Annotated in this window: 17 protein-coding genes; 6 read left to right on the forward strand and 11 right to left on the reverse strand. The window is 66.4% G+C overall.

What is annotated here, in order from left to right; all coding sequences use genetic code 11:
- Positions 1-84: 84 nt before the first annotated feature.
- From ASD23_RS01765 to ASD23_RS01775, 3 genes are read right to left on the reverse strand one after another with little or no spacing between them, the layout of a single operon-like run.
- Entirely contained in the window at positions 85-939 is an 855-nt protein-coding gene (locus tag ASD23_RS01765) for a carbohydrate ABC transporter permease (RefSeq protein ID WP_235507642.1), read from the reverse strand.
- A gap of 2 nt (positions 940-941) precedes the next feature.
- Positions 942-1,895 (reverse strand): carbohydrate ABC transporter permease, encoded by a 954-nt coding sequence (locus ASD23_RS01770; protein WP_147305634.1) that lies wholly within the window; start codon positions 1,893-1,895, stop codon positions 942-944.
- Complete coding sequence (locus ASD23_RS01775; protein ID WP_082571095.1) at positions 1,892-3,223, reverse strand: ABC transporter substrate-binding protein; 1,332 nt, start codon at positions 3,221-3,223, stop codon at positions 1,892-1,894. Before ASD23_RS01775 ends, ASD23_RS01770 begins: the two co-directional genes overlap by 4 nt.
- 197 nt (positions 3,224-3,420) lie before the next feature.
- Between ASD23_RS01775 and ASD23_RS01780 the strand changes: the two genes are divergently transcribed.
- The 3 genes from ASD23_RS01780 to ASD23_RS01790 all read left to right on the forward strand — a co-directional run bounded on the left by ASD23_RS01780 (position 3,421) and on the right by ASD23_RS01790 (position 8,725).
- Positions 3,421-4,740 (forward strand): alpha-L-fucosidase, encoded by a 1,320-nt coding sequence (locus tag ASD23_RS01780; RefSeq protein ID WP_268753190.1) that lies wholly within the window; start codon positions 3,421-3,423, stop codon positions 4,738-4,740.
- A 183-nt stretch (positions 4,741-4,923) separates the two neighbouring features.
- A complete protein-coding gene (locus tag ASD23_RS01785; RefSeq protein ID WP_056005463.1) occupies positions 4,924-5,931 on the forward strand; it encodes a LacI family DNA-binding transcriptional regulator in 1,008 nt (335 codons plus the stop codon).
- A gap of 196 nt (positions 5,932-6,127) precedes the next feature.
- Positions 6,128-8,725 carry an alpha-L-fucosidase gene (locus tag ASD23_RS01790; protein ID WP_162248716.1) on the forward strand — a complete coding sequence of 866 codons (2,598 nt, stop codon included), beginning with the start codon at positions 6,128-6,130 and terminating at the stop codon, positions 8,723-8,725.
- Positions 8,726-8,867: 142 nt separating this feature from the next.
- Here ASD23_RS01790 and ASD23_RS01795 read toward each other — a convergent pair whose 3' ends face one another.
- From ASD23_RS01795 to nrdH, 5 genes are all read right to left on the reverse strand, one after another.
- Positions 8,868-9,614 carry a hypothetical protein gene (locus tag ASD23_RS01795; RefSeq protein WP_056005469.1) on the reverse strand — a complete coding sequence of 249 codons (747 nt, stop codon included), beginning with the start codon at positions 9,612-9,614 and terminating at the stop codon, positions 8,868-8,870.
- A gap of 98 nt (positions 9,615-9,712) precedes the next feature.
- A complete protein-coding gene (gene nrdF / locus ASD23_RS01800) occupies positions 9,713-10,735 on the reverse strand; it encodes a class 1b ribonucleoside-diphosphate reductase subunit beta (protein WP_056005472.1) in 1,023 nt (340 codons plus the stop codon).
- An 89-nt stretch (positions 10,736-10,824) separates the two neighbouring features.
- Positions 10,825-12,930: a class 1b ribonucleoside-diphosphate reductase subunit alpha gene (gene nrdE, locus ASD23_RS01805; RefSeq protein WP_056005476.1), complete on the reverse strand. Its 2,106-nt coding sequence runs from the start codon at positions 12,928-12,930 to the stop codon at positions 10,825-10,827.
- A gap of 32 nt (positions 12,931-12,962) precedes the next feature.
- Positions 12,963-13,379: a class Ib ribonucleoside-diphosphate reductase assembly flavoprotein NrdI gene (gene nrdI, locus ASD23_RS01810; RefSeq protein ID WP_056005479.1), complete on the reverse strand. Its 417-nt coding sequence runs from the start codon at positions 13,377-13,379 to the stop codon at positions 12,963-12,965.
- Between the two features lie 60 nt (positions 13,380-13,439).
- Positions 13,440-13,673 carry a glutaredoxin-like protein NrdH gene (gene nrdH, locus ASD23_RS01815; protein ID WP_056005481.1) on the reverse strand — a complete coding sequence of 78 codons (234 nt, stop codon included), beginning with the start codon at positions 13,671-13,673 and terminating at the stop codon, positions 13,440-13,442.
- A gap of 409 nt (positions 13,674-14,082) precedes the next feature.
- Between nrdH and ASD23_RS01820 the strand changes: the two genes are divergently transcribed.
- A complete protein-coding gene (locus ASD23_RS01820; RefSeq protein WP_056005484.1) occupies positions 14,083-14,880 on the forward strand; it encodes an alpha/beta fold hydrolase in 798 nt (265 codons plus the stop codon).
- 68 nt (positions 14,881-14,948) lie between these two features.
- On the opposite strand, the gene ASD23_RS01825 is transcribed toward ASD23_RS01820, so the two are convergent.
- On the reverse strand, positions 14,949-18,188 hold the full coding sequence (locus ASD23_RS01825) for a family 20 glycosylhydrolase (RefSeq protein WP_056005488.1): 3,240 nt from the start codon (positions 18,186-18,188) through the stop codon (positions 14,949-14,951).
- A gap of 119 nt (positions 18,189-18,307) precedes the next feature.
- Between ASD23_RS01825 and ASD23_RS01830 the strand changes: the two genes are divergently transcribed.
- Entirely contained in the window at positions 18,308-21,706 is a 3,399-nt protein-coding gene (locus ASD23_RS01830; protein WP_162248717.1) for a glycosyl hydrolase family 95 catalytic domain-containing protein, read from the forward strand.
- A gap of 133 nt (positions 21,707-21,839) precedes the next feature.
- On the opposite strand, the gene ASD23_RS01835 is transcribed toward ASD23_RS01830, so the two are convergent.
- Positions 21,840-22,415 carry an HhH-GPD-type base excision DNA repair protein gene (locus ASD23_RS01835; protein WP_056005491.1) on the reverse strand — a complete coding sequence of 192 codons (576 nt, stop codon included), beginning with the start codon at positions 22,413-22,415 and terminating at the stop codon, positions 21,840-21,842.
- 135 nt (positions 22,416-22,550) lie between these two features.
- On the opposite strand from ASD23_RS01835, the gene ASD23_RS01840 reads away from it, so the two are divergent.
- The gene (locus ASD23_RS01840; protein WP_056005494.1) at positions 22,551-22,934 is read left to right on the forward strand and encodes a glyoxalase superfamily protein; all 384 of its coding nucleotides are present in this window, start codon (positions 22,551-22,553) and stop codon (positions 22,932-22,934) included.
- A gap of 218 nt (positions 22,935-23,152) precedes the next feature.
- On the opposite strand, the gene ASD23_RS01845 is transcribed toward ASD23_RS01840, so the two are convergent.
- Positions 23,153-24,169 carry a LacI family DNA-binding transcriptional regulator gene (locus ASD23_RS01845; RefSeq protein ID WP_056005497.1) on the reverse strand — a complete coding sequence of 339 codons (1,017 nt, stop codon included), beginning with the start codon at positions 24,167-24,169 and terminating at the stop codon, positions 23,153-23,155.
- Between the last annotated feature and the right edge of the window lie 54 nt (positions 24,170-24,223).

The following is a 24,223-nucleotide window of genomic DNA, read 5'->3' on the forward strand; positions in this document are numbered from 1 at the left end:
GGTGAGTCAGGTCGCCGCTGAGATGAGTCAGGAGACGATGGTGATCGGTGGCCGGCGGCCGGGCTGTGCGAGCTGGCGCTCCGCTCACTCCTTTACGCCGCCGGCGGAGAGGCCGCTGGTGACGTACTTGAAGGCGAAGAGGATGATCACGAGCGCGGGCACGCCGAGCAGCACGAGCGCTGCGTAGTACTGGGAGGATTCGGCGGGGGTCGGCCCGAACGCACTGCGGATCGTCTGCACCGCCTGCGCCGCTGTTGTGAGCGCGGGCGAGCGGAGGAGCACCGACGGGAAGAGGAAGTCCTGGAGTGACCACATCACGCTCAGCGCGGCCAAGTTGAACAGCGGCCCCCGACAGAGCGGTACTGCAACGTGCCAGAAGACGCCGATGTGGCTCGCGCGGTCGAGGATCGCAGCCTCGACGAGCTGACGGGGAATGTCATCCATCCGATTGCGAAGGAGCAGCACCGCGAACGGCAAGGTGAGGACCGCTTCGGGCAGGGCCACACCGATGTGGGTGTTGAACAGGCCCAGAGTGCCGCTGATGAAGTACACGGGAACGAGGATGGACGTGGCAGGGACCGCAAGGAACAGGAGCACCCCGTAGTACAGCGGTTCGCGTCCCCGAAAGGGGATGAACGAGAACGCATAGGCGGCGAGGGCGCCGATCACGCACACGAGCCCGGCGTGCATGAGCGCGATGATCGCGCTGTTCAGGAAGGTCTGCGGAATCGACACGCCGTTCAAGGTGCGGGTGAGCACCGCCCAGTAGTTGCCGATTCCTCCGACCGCGACTGACATCTGCACGGCATTGATGAGGGGCGCGGCGAACGCCAGGCCGATGATGACGAGGAACCCGTAGATGAGGATCTTGTCGATCCGGCGGCTGCGCAGCGGCAGGGCCTCCTCGTCTGCGGCGTGTTGGGTTTTCATGCGTGCCATGATCACGAGGCCTTCCGTCGCACGATGATCTGCACGACCGAGATGATGAGCGCGATGATCAGCACGATGATGGACGCAGCGGCGGCGTAGCCGACCCGATCCAGGCCGAGCGTCGCTTTGTAGATATAGGTGCCCGTGATGTCGGTGCGCCCACCCGGCTGGCCGCCGGTCGAGAAGTAGATGATGTCGAAAGCGCGGAACGATCCGAGGATGACGGACAGGATCACGGTGATGTGAGTCGTACGCAGCAACGGGAACAGCATGATGCGGTAGATCTGCCACACGGATGCGCCGTCCAAGGTGGCCGACTCCACGATCGAGGCATTCACCTGCGCGACGTCGGTCGTGTAGTACATGATCGGCAGCCCGATCGTATACGTGAGCAGGATGCCGATCGCGACGTAGGCGGCAGTTGGGTCGCCGAGCCAGTCCTGGGCGAGGAAGCCCAGGCCGAGGTTACGCAAGCCATCGTTGATCGCGCCGTCGCGTGTCTCCAGCATCCGGCTGAAGACCGTCGCGAACAGCGACATGGGGATCAACGACGGCAGCAGGAAGACGGTGTAGAACAGTCTGCGCATCCTGACGCCGGACGCGAGCATCATGGCCAGGATGAAGCCCAGGGTCAATGCGACCAGCACGCTGAACAGCCCGAACACGATCGTGTTGATCAGGGAGCGCTGGAACGTGGGGTCCTCGAGAACGAGGACGAAGTTCTGCATCCCGACGTCGACGGCGTTGCGGAACGTCAGTCCCACGCGCTCGGTGCTGACCATCCCGAGGATGCCGAAGCTGTACAGGAAGTACACCCCGTAGAACAGCAGGAGCGGGCCGAGAAAGAGGACGACGTACCATCCCCCGCGGAAAGGCGACCTCCCGCGGCCCCCCCGCGCGGGGGACCGGCGTTGCCGCCGTTCCCCCGCGCGCGTGACGAGAGTGGAGGTCTCGGTCGTCGTCACTGGTCCGAACCGTGCGGGTAGCGGCCGGAGGTCCACTCCTCCTGCATCGTCGCAGCGGCTTCCTCAGCGGTCTTCGTACCGCGAAGGACGTCCAGAATCGCGTTTCCTTCCACCTGGTTCAGGAAGTCCTGCTGGCTGTCCCGCTTGGACGTCGGCGCTCCGATGAGAGTGCTGGCCGTCTGGAAGCCTTGCTGCGCAGCGTCGCTCTCGAGGACGCCGTCGGGAAGGGTGTAGCCGTCGAGGCTCGGAACGAGAACGAGGTCCTTGGCCCAGACGTCCGCGCCGCCGGCTTCCACCATGAACTTGATGAACGCCGTCGCCGCCTCGACGTTCTTCGACGCCGCCGGAATCGCGAGACCGCCCTCGGCCAGCGCCCGGACCGCGGGAGATCCGCCGTCGATCACGGGCAGGCCCGTGACGCCGACGTCCTCGAGCTCGATCCCGTTCTCGGACCGGTAGGCGGCCGACAGGAGGGAGTTCTGCCACGAACCGTCGATGTAGAACGCCGCCTGGCCTGCGGAGAACAGCTCGCTGGGACGGGTGCCCTGCAGACTCAGCACGTCGGTTCCAACGATCCCGTCGTCGAAGATCGACTTGTAGGTGTTGAGGCCTTCGATGAGCGCCGGCTGATCCCACGCGCCGTCGCCGCCGATGATGTCATCGGACAGGCCGGGCGAGTTCTGCTCGGCGATGCCGAACAGCATCTCCTCCTGCCAGTACGGCTCTCCCGTGAAGACGACCGGGGTGACGTCGGGCTTCTGCGCCTTGATCTCGTCGACCGCGACCTTCCACTCGGCTGCCGTCGTGGGCACCTCGATGCCCAGTTCCTCGAGCATCGCGGCGTTGTAGTACATGAGCGGGCTGCCGATGGAGCCCATCGGCACCGAGTAGAGGACCTCATCATCCGCGATCGACGTCGTCTGCTCGACCATCGTGGGGTTGATGTCGGCGAGCCAGTCGCCGGTCCACTCATCAGCCGGGTGCAGGTAGTCCTTGACCGAGTTCGTCATGGCCGAGACCTGCACACCCACCACGTCGATGCTCTCACCGCCGGAGAGAGCGAGCGGAAGCTGCTTCTGGTAATCCGCGGCTTCGAAGGTGCGGAGCTCCACCGTGATGTTCGGGTTCTCCTCCTCGAATGCGGCGATGGCCGCGTCGAGCGTCGCTTGCGGCGGGAACCAAGTCCAATAGTTGATCGTGGCCTTTTCGCCGGTGTTCTGCTCGACGTCATCGCTTCCACCGACTCCACCGTTCGAGCCGCATCCCGCGAGGACCAGCGCGGAGGCTGCGAGGGCTGCCGCGGTGACTGCTGCGTTGCGCAATCTCATGTGATCTGTCCTTTCACTTCATTGTGATCGTGATCCTGCCCGAGGGAAGGATCGCACTGTTGGCGCATCGCAACGACGAGGGCATCAAGCCCGTTCCGCCTCCGATGAGCAGTCGGCTGATTGCCCGGTACACTGTCGCGATACGGTGATGGTACGCGTATCATTTCACAATCGCAACACGAACGAGGGAGTTCATCATCAGCAACGACGTCAACACCGACTGGTTCGCCTCAGCCGGCTTCGGAGTCTTCATCCACTTCGGTCATGCTGCTCACCGCGGATGGGAGTTGTCGTGGCAGATGACCGGAGGTGTCGAGGGGCAGCACCCTCCGCGAGAGCCGGTCGCGTGCGACGAGTATTTCGCGAACGCGGCGGAGTTCGACCCGCAGGATTTCGACGCCGTCGAGTGGGCGCGCATCATCGCCGATTCCGGTGCCGCCTACGCGGTCTTCACGGCAAAGCACCACGATGGATTCGCCATGTTCGACACGGGACTCTCGGACTACTCCATCGCGAAGACGTCGCCGTTCGGGCGAGACCTCACTGCGGAGCTCGTCGCGGCACTGAGGGAGGCCGGCGTTCGGATCGGGCTGTACCTCTCCCTCCCGGACTGGTACCACGCAGAGTATCCACGCATGACAGATGAGACAGTGACGAAGCCGTATCGGATCGGCAGCTACCAACGGGTCTCCGAGGCCCAGTGGAAGCGGTATCGAGCGTTCTTCATCGGCCAACTGACGGAGCTGCTGACCAACTACGGCGTCGTCGACGTTCTGTGGCTGGACGGCGAATTCGAGCACACCCCTGAGGAATGGGATTTCGCGGAGATACGCAGGCTAGTCGCTTCCCTGCAGCCCGGTTGCGTCGTCAATGATCGGTGCGTCGGTTTCGGCGACTTCGCGACCCCGGAGCAACAGATACCCGAGCGGGTGCCGGCCGGCCCATGGGAGATCTGCATGACGATGACGGACTCATGGGGCTGGGTGCCAGATGACGGACCGTGGAAGAGCACGCCCTCCATTCTCGCGACACTCGCCGAGACCGTCTCCTCGGGGGGCAACCTTCTCCTGAACGTCGGGCCCAGGGGCGATGGCCGCATTCCGGAGGAAGCGGCGTCCCGACTCGACGACATCGGGCAGTGGATTCGACGCAATGCGTCAGCGGTCTACGGATCGATCTCACGACCAGCGGACCTCAGGGCGCCGCTCCCGCTGGGGCGGAAGATCGACTCGGATGGCGAGCACGTCTTCGTCTACTGCACGCTCCGACCGTGGGATTCGATCACGGTCTCCAATATTCCGGTCCGACGCATCGAGTCCGTCCACGTCGTCGGCGACTCGCGGACGCTTGATTTCGTCGGAATCGCAAGTCTGCCCGAAGTGCATGCTGGCAAAGCGGACCCTCGTGGCGAGCTCGTCATCACGATCCCACCAGACGTGGCGGACCTGCTGGCGCCGGTGATTGATATCGTGCTGCGTGACGAGCAGTCCCCGACTCCTCTGACGACACACGGCTGAGGCGGAGGTGGGGGCGGTGCCAGAGCCGACCGAGCATCGTAGAAGGTCACGGGCCTTGCAGCATCCGCCCGGGCGCGTTCGCGTACCGGAAGGTGATCGGTGGCCTCTGGGTATCCAGAGTGCGACGCCGACGCTCGGTGTTACGCGTAGCATCGGTGGGCAGGAGCAGGTATGAGAGGGACGATGGCCACGATCCGAGATGTCGCAGACAGGGCCGGCGTCGCCCCGATGACAGTGTCGCGGGTCCTCAACAACCCTGACTCGGTGTCACCGAAGACTCGGTCTCGCGTCGAGGCGGTCATCGCAGAGCTCAAGTACGTGCCGAACATGATCGGCCAGACTCTCCGCACGAATCGGACGATGGTGATTGCGCTCGTCGTTGCCGACATCAGCAATCCCTTCGCCATTCAGCAGATCCGCAGCGTGGGCGACACGGCCAGACGTGATGGCTACACGGTGCTCTTCACCCACACCGAGGCGAGCGAGGAGAACGAGCTGACGCAGCTGCGCGCGCTGGTGCAGCGACGCGTCGACGGCATCGTGCTCGCTCCGGTGACGAACCGACCCGATTCGGTCGACTTCGTCCAGGGCCAGGGATTGCCGATCAGCGTGATCGGCTACCCCATGCCAGGGAACGACGTGGATGTCGTGCGCTGTGACACGGGCACGGCATCACGACAACTCACCGACTACCTCCTCGACCTCGGACACAAGCGGCTCGCCATGTTGTCCGGTCCCAGCGAGATCGTCTCCGCTCTGGAGCGAACAGACGGCTTCATCTCGGCGCTTCGAGGTGCGGGATTGTCGCCCGTCGCATTGCGCAACGCCCCCTTCACGGTCGAAGGCGGCTACCAGATGGCGTTGTCGGTGCTCGGCGGCCACGACCGACCCAGCGCCATGGTGACGGCGAACAACTTCATCGCCATCGGCGCTGCCAAAGCTGCTCGTGAGCTCGGGATGCGGGTGCCAGAGGATGTCTCGATCGCGACCTTCGACAACGCGCGGAGCGACTCGGTCCTCGACCCGTTCTTCACCGGCATCATTCAGCCCGCAGCAGAGATGGCAGAACTGGCAACCGGCATGCTGCTGGGCCGCCTCGCAGGCGACGAAGACGGACCGGGCCGGGAGATCATTCTCCCGACGCGCTTCGAAGTTCACGACTCGACAGCTCCACCGCCCGCGGCGAACTGACAGCCGACAGGCAGGTCGGGCTTGCCCGCAGTCCAGGCTCGGACGTGCGTCCGTAGGGATGGTTCACCTGCGTGCGGGTCGTCGCATCACCGTCCGCCCCTCTCGCGCGACCTCTTGACAGCGCCGTAGCCGCCGGATCATGCTGAGGCGTGGTACGCGTAACATTCCCAGTCAACGACGACGAGAGGTACACACCATGCACCGACGACTTCCACGCGCCGGAGTGGGCTTCTTAGCGCTGATCGCGCTGACGGCCAGCCTCCTGACGAGCGCGAACGCGGCATCGGCCGCGAGCGATCTCCCCCAAGGCGGCCCCGCCGAGCTTCCCCTCAGCACCGTGACCGACGTCGACGGCCAGGTCGTCCTCGGTGCGAACCGTGCTGCGCGCAGCTCCGACTTCACCATGGGCGCTCCCGGCTGGCCGTTCGACCTGTACATGTCCGGATGGACGCGAGCCGACCAGCACTTCACCTGGACGGTCACTCAGCCTGCTGCCCGCACGTACCGCGTACAGTCGCTCATGGCTGCCCCTCAGGGGCAGCAGTTCCAACTGACCGTGCGGAGCGGGGATGCCAGCGGGCCCGTGCTGTCCACGACCCCGGTCACGACGACGATGGCTGAAGGCCGATGGGACCGCCGACTGATCGGTGACGTGGCGCTCCCAGCCGGCACATCGAGCATCACGCTCACGCGAACGGGTTCGCTTTCGGGAACCGCGTCGTTGAAGGCGCTCGAGATGTTCCCGTCCAGCGAATACAGCGCATACCAGGCGGATGTCGCTGCGGCTCGCGCCGATACGAGCGCGTTCACCAGCACGCCGTACGGCCTCTTCTTCCAGTACGGTCCCTGGGGTGGGCCCCGTAGCGGAACGAAGAAGTCGATGGAGCAGCAGACCAACGACTTCGATGTGCCGGCGTTCGTCGAGAAGGTCAAGGCGACCGGCGCCGGATACGTGATCTGGTCCATTTCGTGGTGGACGTATCAGATGTCGGCGCCGATCTCCTCTGTCGATGCGATCCTCGGACACGGCGACCGTACGACGCAGCGAGATCTGATCGGCGAGGTCGCAAGCGCGCTCAAGGCGGACAACATCGGCTTCCATCTCTACTACCACACCGGGCAGGACTGGCATCTCGGCGCGAACACCACCGACTGGTGGCAGAAGCAGCAGTTCCCCAGCACCTACCCCACCCGCGGCTGGGGCGATCGCGCGACCTTCATCGCAAATTGGAAGACTGTGATCGAGGAGATCGGAACCCGCTACGGCAGCGACCTCGACGGGTGGTTCTTCGATGATGGAAACGCCTACTACGGGTACAGCTATCTCGACCTCAAGCAGTCCGCCCGCGCAGGCAACCCCCAGCGCATGGTGAGTTTCAACGGCGGCTGGAATTCCGCTCAGATCACGAACACCGACGACATCTTCTTCGGTGAGATCGCCAGCAACGGCAGCCCGTGGCCGGGGATTTCGGCCCCCAGCGGCAGCGACGGGAAGATCATCGCAGGTCCGGGAGTCGGTGAGGCCGATCATTTGATGAGCATCACAGAGAACAATTGGGGCATCACCGGATCCGGTCAGCAGATCATCACCTCGGCCGAAACGGCGCCTCAACTCCGGGATCGGATCGCGACGATGAATGCGCGTCGCATGCCATTCAGTATGAACGTCATGATGTGGGAGAACGGGGCCTGGGGCAATGCGACCCAGAACCGGTTCGAAGATCTTGCTGCTCTGGTGCATGGCGGCCTCGGGCAGTTGCGCGTCGCGGACACCGACCAGTTCATCACCTATGGGGCCGGGTGGTCCCGCAACGGCGGTCTCGCGCGACCCTTCGGCAACTACAACAGCGACGTGTCGTACGCCACAGCCAACGGCGCGGAATTCAGCTACACCTTCGAGGGAACCGGCATCGAGATCGTCTCGGAGCGGCACCCGACGTACGGGGACATGGACGTGTACATCGATGGCACGCTCGTCCAGACGGTCTCGGCGTACGCCGCCGGCGCGCGACAGGTGAAGCAGGTCGTTTTCAGCAAGCGCGACCTGGCATCCGGCACGCACACGATTCGCGTCGTCAAACGCTCGGGGCAGTACCTCGTCCTCGATGCGCTCCAGGTGCTGCGCCCGACAGTGGTCAACAACCACTCGCCGGCGATCGCCTACGCGGGCAGCGGCTGGTCGACGAGCATCAATCGCGACTTCGGCAACCACAACAACGATGTGGCATACACCACGGTGGACAACTCGTCCGCGACGTTCACGTTCACGGGGAGCCGCATCGGGTTCGTCACCGAGAAGGAACCGAGCTACGGCCTGATCGATGTCTATATCGACGGCCAATTCCAGACGACGGTGGACGCGCGAGCGACGAGCCGGCTTGCAATGCAAGAGGTGTTCTCGACGGCCGTGACGCCGGGCTCGCACACGATCAAGCTCGTCAAGAAGTCAGGATCATTCATGCTGGTCGACGGCTTCCGGGTGACCCCGTCCGGCACCGAGGAGGTCAGCCCGAACGTCGAGGTGACCGTCGATGAGCGCTGCATCGCTGGCAAAGCGTACGTCACGGCTCGCGTGCACAATCTCGAGGCCGTGCCCGTCGACGTGGCGATCACCACGGAGTTCGGTCAGAAGCAGTTCACTGCGGTCGCGGCTGACAAGAACGTCGTGCACGCGTTCAACACCCGTGCGACGACCTTGGATCCGGGTGACCTCACGGTGGCCACTGCCACAGACCTGGGCGCCGGCCCGGTCACCGGCGAGGTCACGGTCGAACACGCCGACCTGACCTGCTGAGCCACCGGGGCTGACACCCGTTCATCGGGTTGAGCCCGTCGAATCACGCACGCACGGTTTCGACGGGCTCAACCCGAAGATTGCAGTACTCGGTTGGCTGGACCTCGGAGGTGCCTTGAATTGTGGACGAGATTCCGGTCCCTCAGCGAACGCTGAGCGCGCGATCCCAGCTCTCGAAGCGGCGCTGCGCCACGATCGTGCTGAGCTCCTCACGCAGTTCGGGATGCTCGGCGTAGAAACGCACCGCGCAGTACAGCAGCACCGCGTCCTGCTCGAAGACGCCCGCGGTGAACTCCAATGGCTCGGCCGTGCCGATACGACTGATGCTGACGCGAGAATGCACGTGCGCCTCGACGCCGCTGATCGTCTCCCACGGCACCCACCGCACGCCCCCGGCGATCAGGTACCGCGCCACGCCATGACGGCTGAGGGTCAGCCCCACCGGGATCCTGCCGAAGGAGGTGTTCTTGCGGTCGAGTACGAGCTGGAGCACCCCGGCCCCGATGGGCACGAGGCAGAGCACGAGCAACGGAACGAACAGGAACAACCACCACAGGCCGCCGGGTGCGCCCAGCACGCCCGGCATCGCCAACCCGAGCAGTACACCGGTGCCGAGCCCCATCACGATCAACCACAGCACGCTCCAGATTCGCACTGGGCGTTCACGGCAGAAGTGCACCCAACCATCGACCGGCCGCGCCGTGGCTCGGCCGAGCGTCACGGCGTTGATCAACTGCGGAGGGCTCCGACGCACGGCGAAGAGGCCGAACACCATCGCGGTCAGTGCAATCAACCCGAAGAGCACAGCGAGCACGACACCCCACACCAACGACCCCGCCGCGGTGAGCAGCGCTGACCCGATGCCGACCGCTACCGCGACACCGCCCACGGCCCAGATGGCCGAGGTCGGGAAGTACTGCGGATCGGGCAGCCATCCTTCAGGCGAAGGATACGGGAGCGACTCCGGCGTCGGATCGGGCCCGTTGGTCAGAAGTCCCAGTCCTCGTCCTCAGTCACGACGGCCTTGCCGATCACGTACGACGAGCCACTCCCCGAGAAGAAGTCGTGATTCTCGTCAGCGTTGGGCGAGAGCGCCGAGAGGATCGCCGGGTTCACGTCGGTGACGGTCTTCGGGAACATCGGCTCGTAGCCGAGGTTCATAAGGGCCTTGTTGGCGTTGTAGTGCAGGAACTTCTTGACGTCTTCGGTCAGGCCGACACCGTCGTAGAGGTCTTGCGTGTACTGCACCTCGTTGTCGTAGAGCTCGTAGAGCAGCGAGAACGTGTAGTCCTTCAGGTCGTCGCGCTCGGCCTGCGAGAGACCTTCGAGACCCTTCTGGAACTTGTAGCCGATGTAGTACCCGTGCACGGCCTCGTCGCGGATGATGAGGCGGATCATGTCGGCGGTGTTGGTGAGCTTCGCCCGCGACGACCAGTACATCGGCAGGTAGAAGCCCGAGTAGAACAGGAAGCTCTCGAGCAGCGTCGAAGCGACCTTGCGCTTCAGCGGGGAGTCGCCCTGGTAGTACTCCATGACGATCGCGGCCTTCTTCTGAAGGTTCTCGTTCTCGACCGACCAGCGGAAGGCGTCGTCGATGTCCTTCGTCGAGCACAGCGTCGAGAAGATCGACGAGTAGCTCTTCGCGTGCACCGACTCCATGAACGCGATGTTCGTGTAGACGGCCTCTTCGTGCGGGGTGATCGCGTCGGGAATCAGCGAGACCGCGCCGACCGTGCCCTGGATCGTGTCGAGCAGCGTGAGCCCGGTGAACACGCGCATCGTCAGCACCTGCTCGTCACGCGTCAGCGTGTTCCACGACTGGATGTCGTTCGACAGCGGGATCTTCTCGGGCAGCCAGAAGTTGTTGACCAGACGGTTCCAGACCTCGAGGTCCTTGTCATCCTGGATGCGGTTCCAGTTGATCGCGTTGACGTGGCTGACGAGCTTCAGCTTGCCGCCCGTGTGGGCGGGGTCGTTGCTGGCGGAGTTCACCGGGTCCGTGAGAGTCATTTCAAATCCTTCAAGAAGAGAGAGCGGATGTCGCGTGGCGACGGGTCTCGATACGCTTCGCTACTCGACCGGCGAAACGTGAGAAATGCTCACAGCATGCATGAGACGCACTCAGTCATGTCCGTGCCCTCAAGCGCGAGCTGACGCAGGCGGATGTAGTAGATCGTCTTGATCCCCTTCTTCCATGCGTAGATCTGCGCCTTGTTGATGTCGCGCGTCGTCGCCGTGTCCTTGAAGAACAGCGTGAGCGAGAGGCCCTGGTCGACGTGCTGCGTCGCCGCGGCGTAGGTGTCGATGACCTTCTCGTAGCCGATCTCGTAGGCGTCCTGGTAGTACTCGAGGTTGTCGTTCGTCATGAACGCAGCCGGGTAGTACACGCGACCGAGCTTGCCTTCCTTGCGGATCTCGATCTTCGACGCGATCGGGTGGATCGAGGCCGTCGAGTTGTTGATGTACGAGATCGAACCGGTCGGCGGCACGGCCTGCAGGTTCTGGTTGTAGATGCCGTGCTCCTGGATGGACGCCTTCAGCGCCTTCCAGTCCTCCTGCGTCGGGATGTGCACGTTGGAGTCGGCGAAGAGCTGCGTGACCTTGGCGGTCGCAGGCACCCACGCGGCATCCGTGTACTTGTCGAAGAACTCGCCCGACGCGTACTTCGAGTCCTCGAAGCCGACGAAGGTCTCGCCACGCTCCTTCGCGATGGCGTTCGACGCCTTCAGCGCGTGGAACAGCACCGTGTAGAAGTAGATGTTCGTGAAGTCGATGCCCTCTTCGCTGCCGTAGAAGATGCGCTCGCGAGCGAGGTAGCCGTGCAGGTTCATCTGGCCGAGGCCGATGGCGTGCGACTTGTCGTTGCCGTCTTCGATCGAGCGCACCGAGGTGATGTGGCTCATGTTCGAGACAGCGGTCAGGCCACGGATGGCGGTGTCGACCGTCTTGCCGAAGTCGGGCGAGTCCATCGTGAGCGCGATGTTCAGCGAGCCGAGATTGCACGAGATGTCCTTGCCGATCTCGTTGTAGCTCAGGTCTTCGTTGTACGTCGTCGGCGTGTTCACCTGCAGGATCTCCGAGCACAGGTTCGACATGTTGATGCGGCCCTTGATGGGGTTCGCCTTGTTCACCGTGTCTTCGAACACGATGTAGGGGTACCCGCTCTCGAACTGGATCTCGGCGATCGTCTGGAAGAACTCGCGCGCGTTGATCTTCGTCTTCTTGATGCGCGGGTTGTCGACCATCTCGCGGTACTTCTCGGTGACCGAGATGTCGCCGAACGGCTTGCCGTAGACCTTCTCGACGTCGTACGGCGAGAAGAGGTACATGTCTTCGCCGTTCTTGGCGAGCTCGAACGTGATGTCGGGCACGACGACGCCGAGCGACAGCGTCTTGATGCGGATCTTCTCGTCGGCGTTCTCGCGCTTGGTGTCGAGGAACCGCATGATGTCGGGGTGGTGCGCGTTCAGGTACACCGCGCCGGCGCCCTGGCGGGCACCGAGCTGGTTGGCGTAGCTGAAGGAGTCTTCGAGGAGCTTCATCACGGGGATGATGCCCGACGACTGGTTCTCGATCTGCTTGATCGGGGCGCCTGCCTCGCGGATGTTCGAGAGCGAGAGCGCCACGCCGCCGCCGCGCTTCGAGAGCTGCAGGGCGGAGTTGATGCCGCGCGAGATCGACTCCATGTTGTCTTCGATGCGGAGCAGGAAGCAGGAGACGAGCTCGCCGCGCTGGGCCTTGCCCGTGTTGAGGAAGGTCGGCGTGGCCGGCTGGAAGCGGCCGCCGATGATCTCCTCGACGAGGTTGACGGCGAGCTTCTCGTCCCCCTGCGCCAGGCCGAGGGCCGTCATGACGACGCGGTCTTCGAAGCGCTCGAGGTAGCGCTTGCCGTCGAACGTCTTCAGCGTGTAGCTCGTGTAGTACTTGAACGCGCCGAGGAACGTCTCGAAGCGGAACTTCTTCGAGTACGCCAGGTCGTTGAGCTTCGTGATGAACTCGAACGAGTACTGGTCGAGCACGGCCTGCTCGTAGTACTCCTTCTCGACGAGGTAGTCGAGGCGCTCTTTCAGCGAGTGGAAGAAGACGGTGTTCTGGTTGACGTGCTGCAGGAAGTACTCGCGCGCCGCTTCACGGTCTTTGTCGAACTGGATCTCGCCGTTCGGGCCGTAGAGGTTCAGCATCGCGTTGAGCGAGTGGTAGTCCATGCCACTGGCCGATCGCGGTGCGTCGATGAGCGCTACGCCGTCAGTTGTCGCTGTGTTTGCCAAAATGCGTCCAATCCATCGTTGACGGCGCGAACGTCGTCTGGTGTTCCGAATACTTCGAAGCGGTAGAGGTGCGGCACCCCGGTCTTGGCGGCGACGATGTCGCCGGCCAGACCGAAGGCCGTACCGAAGTTGGTGTTGCCCGCGCTGATGACACCGCGGATGTTCGAGCGGTTGTCGGGGTCGTTCAGGAAGCGGATGACCTGCTTCGGAACGGCACCCTTGCCGTCGCCGCCGCCATAGGTCGGCACGACGAGCACATAGGGCTCGTCGACGTGCAATGCTGCTTCACGCGCATGCAGCGGGATGCGAGCCGCAGAGCGGCCGAGCTTCTCGATGAAGCGCTTCGTGTTGCCCGAGACGCTCGAGAAGTAGACCAGATTCGTCATGGTGCGTCCTTCGCGACTGCGTTCTCCACCGGTTCACTCCCCCGAGCTCACCGGTGCCTCTTATGCGAGGCGCGAGGCGAGCTCGTCGATCTTGTCGGGACGGAATCCCGACCAGTGGCCTTCGTCGGTGATGACGACCGGGGCCTGCAGGTAGCCCAGCTCTTTGACCTGCGCAAGGGCGCTCTCGTCGACAGAGAGGTCGAGCACTTCGTACTCGATGCCCTTACTGTCGAGGGCGCGATACGTCGCGTTGCACTGGACGCAAGAAGGCTTGGTGTAGACCGTGACCGTCATTGTTTTCCCCTCGTTCTCAGGCTCTGGAGGAGCCCGTCCCCCGGTGTTGCATTTCGTACTTCAATACTACATCTAGTGTTCGAAGAACTCGACTGCCACAACATGCTGTAGTTACATTCGTGTAGTTATCCACGGGGTTATCCACGGGTTATGAACAGCGGATGCCTCGGTGACCGGCGGATTCTCGCGGCTTCGCCGGAGGTTATCCACAGCCGGCGTCTTCGAAATCTCTTGCCCTGTGGACGGATGCCGGGCGTGTCGCGAATCGGAACCCTTGGGGGTGCTTCACCCCGCCGACCCCTACATATGGTGTTGTGACACCCACGATGCCACCACCCACCGACATCCCCGTGGCACGACTCGCCCTGTCGGCGTAGCCTGACCCAGAACCGAGACGAAGGGGCATCTGATGACCGAGTTCGCGACCTCCGCCGACGGCACGCGCATCGCCTACGACCGCCAGGGCTCGGGTCCGCCCGTGATCCTCGTCGACGGCGCGATGCAGTTCCGTGCGTTCGACCCGGCGACCGTCGAGATGGCGAAGGAACTCGCCGGTCACGGATTCACGGTCTACCACTACGACCGGCGCGGCCGTGGCGAGAGCGCCGCCGAAGCGCCCATCACGCTCGCGCAGACGCTCGACGACCTCGGCGCGCTCATCGACGTGGCCACCGAGGGCGCCGATGAGGCCGTCGCCCTCTTCGGCAGCTCCTCGGGCGGGGCGATCGCACTCGCGGCCGCGGCATCCGGTCTCGCGGTCTCGAAGCTCGTGCTGTGGGAAGTGCCGCTGAACGCCGAGCTCGGCACCGACGGCGCCGAGTTCCTCGCGGGCCTGCGCGAACGCATCGCGGCCGGCGACGGCGACGCGACGATCGAGTACTTCATGAAGGACATGCCGCCAGAGTGGCTCGAGGGCGCGAAGGCGAGCCCCGGCTGGCCGATCATGACCTCGATGGGCCCGAGCCTCGAGCCCGACGCCGAGGCGCTCGCTTGGACGCAGAGTGCGCCGCGGCCGGCGCTCTGGGCCGGCGTCACGCAGCCGACGCTCGTGCTGCTCGGCGAGCAGACGCTCGAGTTCATGACGCCGGCCGCCGACTCGCTCATGGCGAGCCTGCCGCACGCGTTCCGCGGCACCGTGCCGGCCGCCGACCACGCGTGGGAGCCGAAGCCGATGGCGCTCGCGATCGCGGGGTTCCTCGTCGACTGACGCATCCGGCCGACCCCGTCCATTGGCCCGGCCGGATGCTCAGCACGACCTGCTGAGCGCAGTCGCGTTCAGCAGGACATCGCCGCGTGCTCGACCGTGTACTCCCCGGTGACCGCGCCGCCGCCGCCCAGGTCGCCGACGGCGGTCACCGTCACCGTGCCGGCGTCGATCGCCGTCGAGCGCGTGTTGAACGCGTGCACGGCGTTCCTCCCCGGAGCCACGGCCGCGAATCGCTTGTCTCCGTAGGCCGTCGAGACCGTCACGTCGACGGACACGTCCTCGAGGTTCGACACCCGTACTGAGAGGAACACCTTGCCGGCCATGCAGCGCTCGCCGACGGTGACCTCGACGTTCGGGCCGCTACTCGGTTCGAACTCCACGACGTCCTTCAGCTCGGCGGGCGGCTCGGGCACGAACCGCGGCTGGCAGTTCGCCTCGGGCACCACGGGCACGCCGGTGCCGTACTGCTCAGCGACCTCGGCGCCCGAGAGCGCCTCGGCGTACACCTGCATGCCCTGGAGCTGCACGAGGCGCGGTGCGGCGAACCACGAGCGGGGCAGCGGGAGCGTCGAGTCGACGGCGCCGACCTGCACGCCGTTCGCGTAGAGCACGGTCGACCCGGCCGTCGACACGAACACGAGTTGCACCCACTGATCGCGCGGTGCCGCGTACGAGAACGAGACGGCGCCGCCATTGTTCACGAAGCCCACCTGCCCCGAGCCGGCGAGCGCGAAGTCGATCGAGCTCGCTTGCGTGCGGAGCACGCCGTCGGCGTCGGGCTTCAGCCACGCACCCGAGCGCGAGTCGAGCAATTGCACGCGACCGGTGACGGATGCCGGCACCTTCACGTTGACCGCATAGCTCCAGTCGCCCGAGACCTCGACGGCGCCCATGTGCCATCCCGCCGCTGCGCCGTTGCCGCCGAGCTGCTTGACCACACCCTGCACGGGATCGGTCACGTCGGAGACGTTCGAGAAGAGCGGCGTCATGCCGTTGAGCCCGCACACCTCGGTGAGCGGCCGACGGTTCGACGTGGAGTGCGCATCGAAGATGCCCGCCGGGAAAGCCGTCTCTGCCGCCACCCAGTCGTGGATCGGGCGCCCGTCATCGGTCGCGGAGACGGGCACGACACCCGTGTAGTCGGGCGCGGTGCCGATCGCCGCCAGTCGTGCCGTGAAGGTCGCGAGCGTCTCCCCGGCCGCAGGCGGGCCGGCATTCCAGGTGCGCTCGGCAGTGGCCGACCTCGGCAGGTAGGCGATGCTCTCGAGGTACTGCCCCTCGGCCCAGCCGAGGTCGTCGCCCCAGATGTGCATGCCGAGCCCGAGGTGCTTGGGGTTCGCCGGGTCGACCTGCATCGCCGCGGGTTCGGCTCCGAAGATCGCGCCGACCTTCGGATACGAGGATCGAGCCGGCACGAGGTAGTAGTGCGACTCGTTGCCCATGATCTTGTCGTACGCCGCGAGACTCGCGGGGTTGTTCGGGCCGGTCCACAGCTGCACGATGACGTCGGTGTCGACCTTCGGCTGGGCGCCCGCCGGCACGCCGTTCTCGAAGCCGTTGTAGGCGACCGTTCGCTTGCCCATGCCCTCGAGGTGCGCGTCGAGCTCGTTGATGAACGCGGCCTCGACATCGGCGAGCGTCTTGATGTCGGGCTGCTGGGCGAACCAGGCCTGCAGGGCGGGGCAGTTGTTCAGCTGGGCCGGTACCTCGTCGCCGCCGATGTGCACCCATGGCGCGTCGAACCAAGGTACGAACTCGTCGAGCATCTCCTTCGAGACCCGCATCGCCTTCGGGTTCATGAAGTTCAGTGTGAAGTCGGGCTTGAGGTGGCTGTGAGTGTACGGCTGCCCGCACGTGTTCGTGGCATCGGCGCCGGTCTCGCGCGGGCCGTAGCCGGGCTCGACCTCGAGCGGGCCGTCGCCCATGCCGATGTGGAAGTACGAGGCCTTGGCCGACACGTGCGCCGGATACTCGAACGCGGGGATGACGGTGACGTTGTGCTCGGCGCCGAGTTCGACGAACCGCTGGATCTGCTCGCGGTCGTAGCTGAACTCGGGGTCGGCGAGGCCCGGGTACGCCGGGCTGTTCAACCGGAAGTACTCGGCATCGTCGAAGTGGAAGATCAGCACGTTCTGCTTCTGCCAGCCCATCTGGCGGATCACGTCCTCGATGTTCCGCGGCTCCCAGTACTCGCGCGACACGTCGATCGTGTTGGCGCGCAGCTCCATGCTGGGCACGTCGAGGCCGCTGCCGTTGCCGAGCGTGCGATGGTCGTCGTGCGCGCGCAGCGCCTGCAGCACGCTGCGACCGCCGTAGTACAGGCCGCTCGTGGTGTTCGCGCTCACCCGCACGATGCCGTCGGCGATTTCGAGCGCATAGCCGTCGCGACCGGTCGACTGCTCAGTGCCCTCGGTGTTCTCAAGGGCGAAGACGATGTCACCGCCGCGCGGCGTGCCGGTGCCGACCTCGGGATCGAGACCCGACACCTCGGCGAGGTCGCGAGCGAACACCTGGGCCGTCTCGGCCGTCGTCTTCTTCGACGCGAACTCGTCGTCGCCGAACGCGACCGCCGCGAGATCGCGGGAGGCCGGATCGATCACGACCCGGGTCGTCTCATCGAGGGTCAGCGACCCCGCGGCATCCGCCCACGTGTCGAACGCCGGCACCGTCGTGCGGCTCATCGACGTGGAGTGCCCGGCCGGCAGCAGCTGCACCTCGGCGAGCGAGAGGTATTGGGTGCCCTCGATCTGGATGCGGAGGTAGCGGGCATCGAGCTCGACCGGGATGGTGACGAACGGCGACGGTGCGGTGGTGACCGTGTGCTCCTCGACGCCGGGCTGCGCGCGCACGACGGCGGGATCGGTCGAGGTGAACGGCTCGGCCGAGAGGAACACCGAGAACGACGCGAGGCGGTTCGAGCAGCAGTCGGTGCGGTTCCACACGACGACGCTCTCGACGTCGACCACCGAGCCGAGGTCGGCCTGCCACCACGGGTTGGCCTCGAGCGCCGTGTGCGAGATCGCCGGCGAGACCCCGCTCGTGTCGCCGTCGATCGCGAGCTCGGGCCCCCAGCTCGGCGAGGCGTCGCCGTCGAGCTTGGAGCTCTGCGAGACGGTCGCGTTCGCGAATGGATCGTCGGTCGACGCGGAAGCGGCCGACGGCTCGGCCGCGTTCGCCGGGTTCGCCGGGTTCGCCGCGTTCGTCGCGTTCGCGGCGTTCGCGGCCGGTGTCGCTGCGAGTGTGAGCCCGGCGATCACGGCCAGGGCCGCGATGGTTGCCGTGAGGCGGCGTGGATGGTTCAGCTGCACGCGGTGACTCCTTCGTCTGGGCACTGCTCTTCGTCTGGCTCTCGACCTCCGGACGACTTTGTTTATATGCTCTACTAACTCGGCCGGTACGTCTAGAGGTCAGACGAAGGAGTCTTCCCATGCACGCGAGTCACGTTCGGGCGATCAGCGCCGCTGCCGCCTTCGCCCTGCTCCTCAGCGGGATAGCCGTCACCGGCGCATCCGCGGCGAGCGCAGAGACATCCGATGATTTCACCTCGATCTCGGCTGCCGGCCGGGCAACGAGCGCGTCCGATCTGCCGCAGCCCGACGGCAACGCATTGCGCATGTGGTACACGAAACCGGTCGTCAACTGGGAGAACGACGCCCTCGTGCAGGGCAACGGCTCGACCGGCCTCATGGCCTTCGGGCAGCCGAGCAAGGATCGCCTGCACGTCAACGAGAAGACCCTCTGGCGGGGCGGCCCAGCCGCCGGCCGGAACTACATCGGCGGCAACCGGGCGACCGCCGTCACGCCCGAGCAGCTCGAGAGCTACCGCGAGGCGCTCGATGACAAGTCCGCGTACGTGTTCGGGCTCCCGGCGACCGGCACCGGCGGTGCCAACCAGCAGCTGACGAACCTCATGTTCGGCAACGGCACGGGCATGGGGCAGTACCAGGACTTCGGCGATATCTCACTCGACTTCGCCGCGGCCGGCATCGTCGACACCGCGGTCACGAACTACGTGCGCGACCTCGACCTGCGCACCGGGGTCTCGTCGGTGAACTTCGACCACGGCGGCGTGCACTACGAGCGCGAGTACTTCGTGAGCTACCCCGACCAGGTCGCCGTGGTGCGACTGCGCGCGTCGGAGGCGGGCAAGCTCTCGTTCACCACCTCGGCAACGTCAGCCGCAGGCCTCACCACCACGAGCACAGCGGATGCCGCGCAGCAGCGCATCACGCTCGCAGGCCGCGTCGACGACAACCAGTTGAAGGCCGAGATGCAGGTGAGGCTCGCGAACGAGGGCGGCACCGTCACGAGCGGCGACGGCAAGACGCTCACCGTCACCGGCGCCGACTCGGTCACCCTCGTCTCCTCGACGGGCACGGACTACGAGAACGTGTACCCCGCCTATCGCGGCGAGGACCCGCACGCCGAGATCACCGAACGCGTCGACGCCGCGGTGGCAAACGGCTACACGCCGTTGCTCGAGCGTCACCTCGCCGACTACCAGGAACTCTTCGACCGCGTGCAGTTCGACGTGGGCGGCGACGCGCCCGACGTGCCGACCGACCAGCTCATGCGCGACTACCGCGCGGGCGACCACGACCTCGCGGTCGATGAGCTGGCCTACCAGTTCGGGCGCTACCTCAGCATCGCCGGCTCACGGGCCGGCGACCTGCCCACGAACCTCGTCGGCTTGTGGATGGTCGGCGAGGCCGGGCGGTTCTGGGGCGCCGACTACCACTTCAACGTCAACGTGCAGATGAACTACTGGCCGGCCATGATCACGAACCTCGCCGAGACGCAGGTGCCCTTCAACGACTACGTCGAATCGCTCGTCGTGCCCGGCCGGCTGACGGCCGAGCGATCGGCGGCCGTGGCGACCGAGGACTTCGCCACGGCGCCCATCGGCACCGGCAACGGCTTCCTCATCAACACCCAGGTCAACCCGTTCGGGCACACGGCGCCGATCGGCTCCCAGGAGTACGGCTGGAACGTCGGCGGGTCGTCGTGGGCACTGCAGAACGTCTACGACTACTACCTCTTCACCGGCGACGAGGAGTTCCTGCGCGAGAGCGCTTACCCGATGCTCAAGGAGATGGCGGCGTTCTGGAACGAGTACCTCTGGTACAGCGACACTCAGGGCCGACTCACCGTCGCCCCCGGCGTCTCGGCCGAGCACGGTCCGACCGCCGTCGGCACCGCCTACGACCAGTCGATCGTGTGGGAGCTGTACGACATGGCGATCGAGGCATCCGAACGCCTGGATGTCGACGCCGACCTTCGAGCCGTGTGGCAGGAGAAGCAGGGCCAGCTCGACCCGATCCTGATCGGCAGCCAAGGGCAGGTCAAGGAGTGGTTCGAGGAGACGACCCTCGGCCGGGCGCAGGCCGGAAGCCTGCCCGAGGAGGCCATCTGGAACTTCGGCGCCGGCGGCAGCGCCAACCAGGGTTCCGTGCACCGCCACACCTCGCAGCTCATCGGGCTCTTCCCCGGCACCCTGATCAACCAGGAGACGCCCGAGTGGATGGACGCGGCGATCACCTCGCTCGAACAGCGCGGTCTCAACGGCACCGGCTGGTCGAAGGCGATGAAGATCAACATGTACGCCCGCACGGGCCTCGCCGACGACACCTACTCGATGGTTCGCGCGATGCTCGGCGGCAACACCGCGGGGCTCCTCGACAACCTGCTCGACTCGCACCCGCCGTTCCAGATCGACGGCAACTTCGGGCTCACCGCGGGCATGACCGAGATGCTCGTGCAGAGCCAGGCCGGGTACACGCAGTTCCTCCCGGCGCTGCCTCGCGCATGGAGCAGCGGGCAGGTCGAGGGGCTCGTCGCCCGCGGCAACTTCGTGATCGACCTGGCCTGGCGCGACGGCAACGCCACCGAGTTCGAGGTCACCGCGCGAGGCGGCGGCGAGTTCATCGGGAGCTATCCCGGCATCGCCGGCGCCACGGTGACGGACGGCGACGGCAACCCCGTCGCCGTGACCGCCGACGGGCCCGACAAGGTCTCATTCCCGACGGCCGAAGGGCAGAGTTACACGTTCACCTTCCCCGAGCAACCGACGAACGTCGCCCTCGACAAGCCCGCCACCCAGTCGTCGACCTGGCCGCTCGACGGCGGCTACACCTACGGGGCGGAGAAGGCGGTCGACGGCGACACCGTCGGCAACGGCTCAAACCTCTCGAACACCGCCGGCAACGAGGCCAGCCCGTGGTGGCAGGTCGACCTCGGCGCGCAGTTCGACCTCACCGAGACCGCGGTCTGGAACCGCGTCGACTGCTGCACCGCGCGGCTCAAGGACTACACGATCGCCGTGTCGTCCGAGCCGTTCCCGAACCGCCCGCTCACCGCCGACGACCTCGCCGCCGAGGGCGTCTGGTCGACGGTGGTGACCTCGCAGGCGGGCCGCCCGACGACCACGCCAACGCAAGCCACGGGCCGCTACGTGCGGATCCAGCTCGACGACGTCGCCTACGCGCTGAATCTCTCCGAGGTGGAGGTCTTCGGCGTGCCGGCGTCGGCGCCGCCCTCGCTCGAACTGGCGGTCACGGCCGAGCCGCGGTGCATCGGATCGAAGGCCTACGTCTCGGTGCGGGTCACCAACGACGACGACGTGCCGGTCGACCTGCGCGTGCAGACGGCGTACGGCGAGAAGGCGTTCACGGCAGTTGCGCCGGGCAGGAATGCCGTCCACACGTTCAGCACCAGGCTCGCCGAGGTGCCGGCCGGCGAGGTGACGATCGATGCCTCGGCAGTGATCGACGGAGTGGCGGTGACGTCCACCGTCGTCGCCGAGTACGCCGCGAAGGCGTGCGGCTGAGCCGGCTGGGTCGGCTGGGGCGGATGGCCCGGTCTCGAGCGGCCGGGCCGGGCTCGTGCGGCTGAGCCGGCTCGTGCGGCCGAGCCGGCCTGCCGCCGAGCCCGTCCGACGCGGCTGACGGGCCCCGCCGGGCTCAGCCCTTCGCGGCCTTCGCCGCGGCCTTGGCGGCCTGCTTCGTCGCGCGCACCTTGGCGAGCGACTCGGGATCGGTGATGTCGGCGACCGAGCGGAAGGCGCCCTCGTCACCGTACGAACCCGCGGCTTCGCGCCAGCCCGGCGCCGTCAGCCCGCACTGCTTGCCGAGCAGCGCGAGGAAGATCTTCGCCTTCTGCTCGCCGAAGCCCGGCAGCGCCTTCAGCCGGGCGAGCACCTCGGCACCGCTCGGTTCGCCCCGGGTCCAGAGAGCGGATGCCTCGCCGCCCCACTGCTCTACGATCGCCGCGGCGAGCGCCTGCACGCGACCGGCCATCGATCCCGGGAAGCGGTGCACCGCCGGCGTCTGCTTGAACACCTCGACGAAGGCCTCGGGGTCGTAGCTCGCGACGGTCTCGGGGTCGATCGAGCCGATGCGCGAGCGGATCTTCTCGGGCCCGGCGAACGCCGACTCCATGGTCACCTGCTGGTCGAGGAGCATTCCCGTGAGCAGCGCGAACGCGTCGACGCTGAGCAGCTCGTCGGCGGCCTGCTCCCCCGTGATGTGCAATGCCATGCATCCATCCTTCCACTCGAGGGCCGCGGCATCCGCTCGCTCGTCATTGCGGACGGAAACTGACCGCTTCGTTGCCTACGCTCGAAGCAGGCGATTCGATGGACGGATCGCACCCTACTCACCGAGGAGTTCACCATGACCTGGAAGATCGAGCTCATCTTCGTGCCCGTCACGGATGTCGATCGCGCGAAGGAGTTCTACGTCGAGAAGCTCGGCTTCAACGCCGACCACGACCAGCGGGTCAACGAGGGCCTGCGCTTCGTGCAGCTGACGCCGCCCGGATCGGCATGCTCGATCGCGATCGGCGAGGGCCTCGGCAGCACCATCGAGCCGGGGTCGCTCGACGTCATCCAGGTCGTCATCCCCGATGCCGACGCCGCACTCGCCGAGCTGCGCGCCAAGGGCGTCGAGGCCGAGGGCGTCGACGAGCAGGCCTGGGGCCGCTTCATCACGCTGAAGGACCCCGACGGCAACCGCTGGACCCTGCAGGAGCTGCCCGACTACAGCCAGCAGGCGTAGGGCGGCAGGGGTAGGCGCCGCGGCACGCGCGCCCGGCCGCGCCCGCGTTCGGGACCACTCGTTTCCCTCGGGACGCACGATATCCCGTGTCCCGTGCGACACGAGTGGTCCCGAGCGCAGCCGGGCGGCGCGTCCGGTGCGACACGAGTGGTCCCAGGGGTCCGGGCGGGCGTGTCCGGTGCGACGCGAGTGGTCCCGAGCGCAGCCCGGCGGCGCGGCTACGCCACGGCGCGCGTCGACGCACGCACCACGAGCGTCGGCGCCCGCACGGGCAGGTCCTCCGCCTGCTCGTCGCCGAGCACCGTGAGCACCGCGGCGACCGCATCCCGGCCGAGCAGCGCGAAGTCCTGCCGCACGGTCGTCAGCGGCGGAGCGATGTGCTCGGCCTCGGGGATGTCGTCGAAGCCGACGATGCTCACGTCGCCCGGCACCGACCGCCCCTCAGCGGTGAGCGCATGGATCAGGCCGAGCGCCATCTGGTCGTTGCCGACGAACACCGCGGTGAAGTCGGGGTCGGATGCCGCGAGCTCGCGCCCGAGCCGGTACCCGCTCGCCGGCGACCAGTCGCCCACGAGCGGCTCGCGAGCGACGAGCGAATGGGCGGCGAGCACGTCGCGCCAGCCGCGCAGGCGCTCCGCGGCATCCATCGAGTCCTCGGGCCCGGCAAGGTGACGGATGTCGCGGTGCCCGAGCTCCACGAGGTGCGAGACGGCCCGCCGGGCACCCTCGAACTGGTCGAGCGACACCCGGTGCGCGAGCCCCGAACCCTGCGACGCCACGGCGACGAGCGGCACGCCGAGTTCGATGCCCTGCACCGCGTCGACGGCCGTTCGGTGCGCCGCGATCAGCACGATGGCCTCGACGTTCTGGCGCACGAGCATCTCGGCGGCAGAACGCATCGACGCGGCATCCGTCTCGAGCAGGCTCGCCATGATGACCGCGTACCGGGCATCGCGCGCCGCCTGGTTGAAGTGCAGCGCCGTCGCCGACGGACCGAAGTCGGGCGCACCGGTCGTGATCAGGCCGAGGGTGCGCGACCGTCGCGTGACCAGGGCGCGCGCCGCCTGCGACGGCACGTACCTCAGCTGCTTGATCGCCCGCTCGACGCGGTCGCGCGTGGCTGGCCGCACGTTCGGCAGGTCGTTGAGCACCCGTGACACCGTCTGGTGCGATACGCCGGCGAGCCGGGCCACATCGAAGATGGTGGCCGCGCGCGCCTTGTCGTCTTCACTCACCGGTTCCGTCGGCTCCTGCCCGGCGCTTCCGCGCGCTCTCTGTGCTGCACATCA

The organism is Agromyces sp. Root1464 (genome assembly GCF_001427265.1).
Taxonomy (GTDB): Bacteria; Actinomycetota; Actinomycetes; order Actinomycetales; family Microbacteriaceae; genus Agromyces; species Agromyces fucosus.

Coding starts and splice junctions, on each gene's coding strand:
- ASD23_RS01790 (WP_162248716.1), top strand. CDS start 6,128: ATGCACCGACGACTTCCACGCGCCGGAGTGGGCTTCTTAGCGCTGATC.
- nrdI (WP_056005479.1), bottom strand. CDS start 13,379: ATGACGAATCTGGTCTACTTCTCGAGCGTCTCGGGCAACACGAAGCGC.
- ASD23_RS01840 (WP_056005494.1), top strand. CDS start 22,551: ATGACCTGGAAGATCGAGCTCATCTTCGTGCCCGTCACGGATGTCGAT.
- nrdE (WP_056005476.1), bottom strand. CDS start 12,930: ATGGACTACCACTCGCTCAACGCGATGCTGAACCTCTACGGCCCGAAC.
- ASD23_RS01785 (WP_056005463.1), top strand. CDS start 4,924: ATGGCCACGATCCGAGATGTCGCAGACAGGGCCGGCGTCGCCCCGATG.
- ASD23_RS01820 (WP_056005484.1), top strand. CDS start 14,083: ATGACCGAGTTCGCGACCTCCGCCGACGGCACGCGCATCGCCTACGAC.
- ASD23_RS01775 (WP_082571095.1), bottom strand. CDS start 3,223: ATGAGATTGCGCAACGCAGCAGTCACCGCGGCAGCCCTCGCAGCCTCC.
- nrdH (WP_056005481.1), bottom strand. CDS start 13,673: ATGACGGTCACGGTCTACACCAAGCCTTCTTGCGTCCAGTGCAACGCG.
- ASD23_RS01835 (WP_056005491.1), bottom strand. CDS start 22,415: ATGGCATTGCACATCACGGGGGAGCAGGCCGCCGACGAGCTGCTCAGC.
- ASD23_RS01830 (WP_162248717.1), top strand. CDS start 18,308: ATGCACGCGAGTCACGTTCGGGCGATCAGCGCCGCTGCCGCCTTCGCC.
- nrdF (WP_056005472.1), bottom strand. CDS start 10,735: ATGACTCTCACGGACCCGGTGAACTCCGCCAGCAACGACCCCGCCCAC.
- ASD23_RS01765 (WP_235507642.1), bottom strand. CDS start 939: ATGGCACGCATGAAAACCCAACACGCCGCAGACGAGGAGGCCCTGCCG.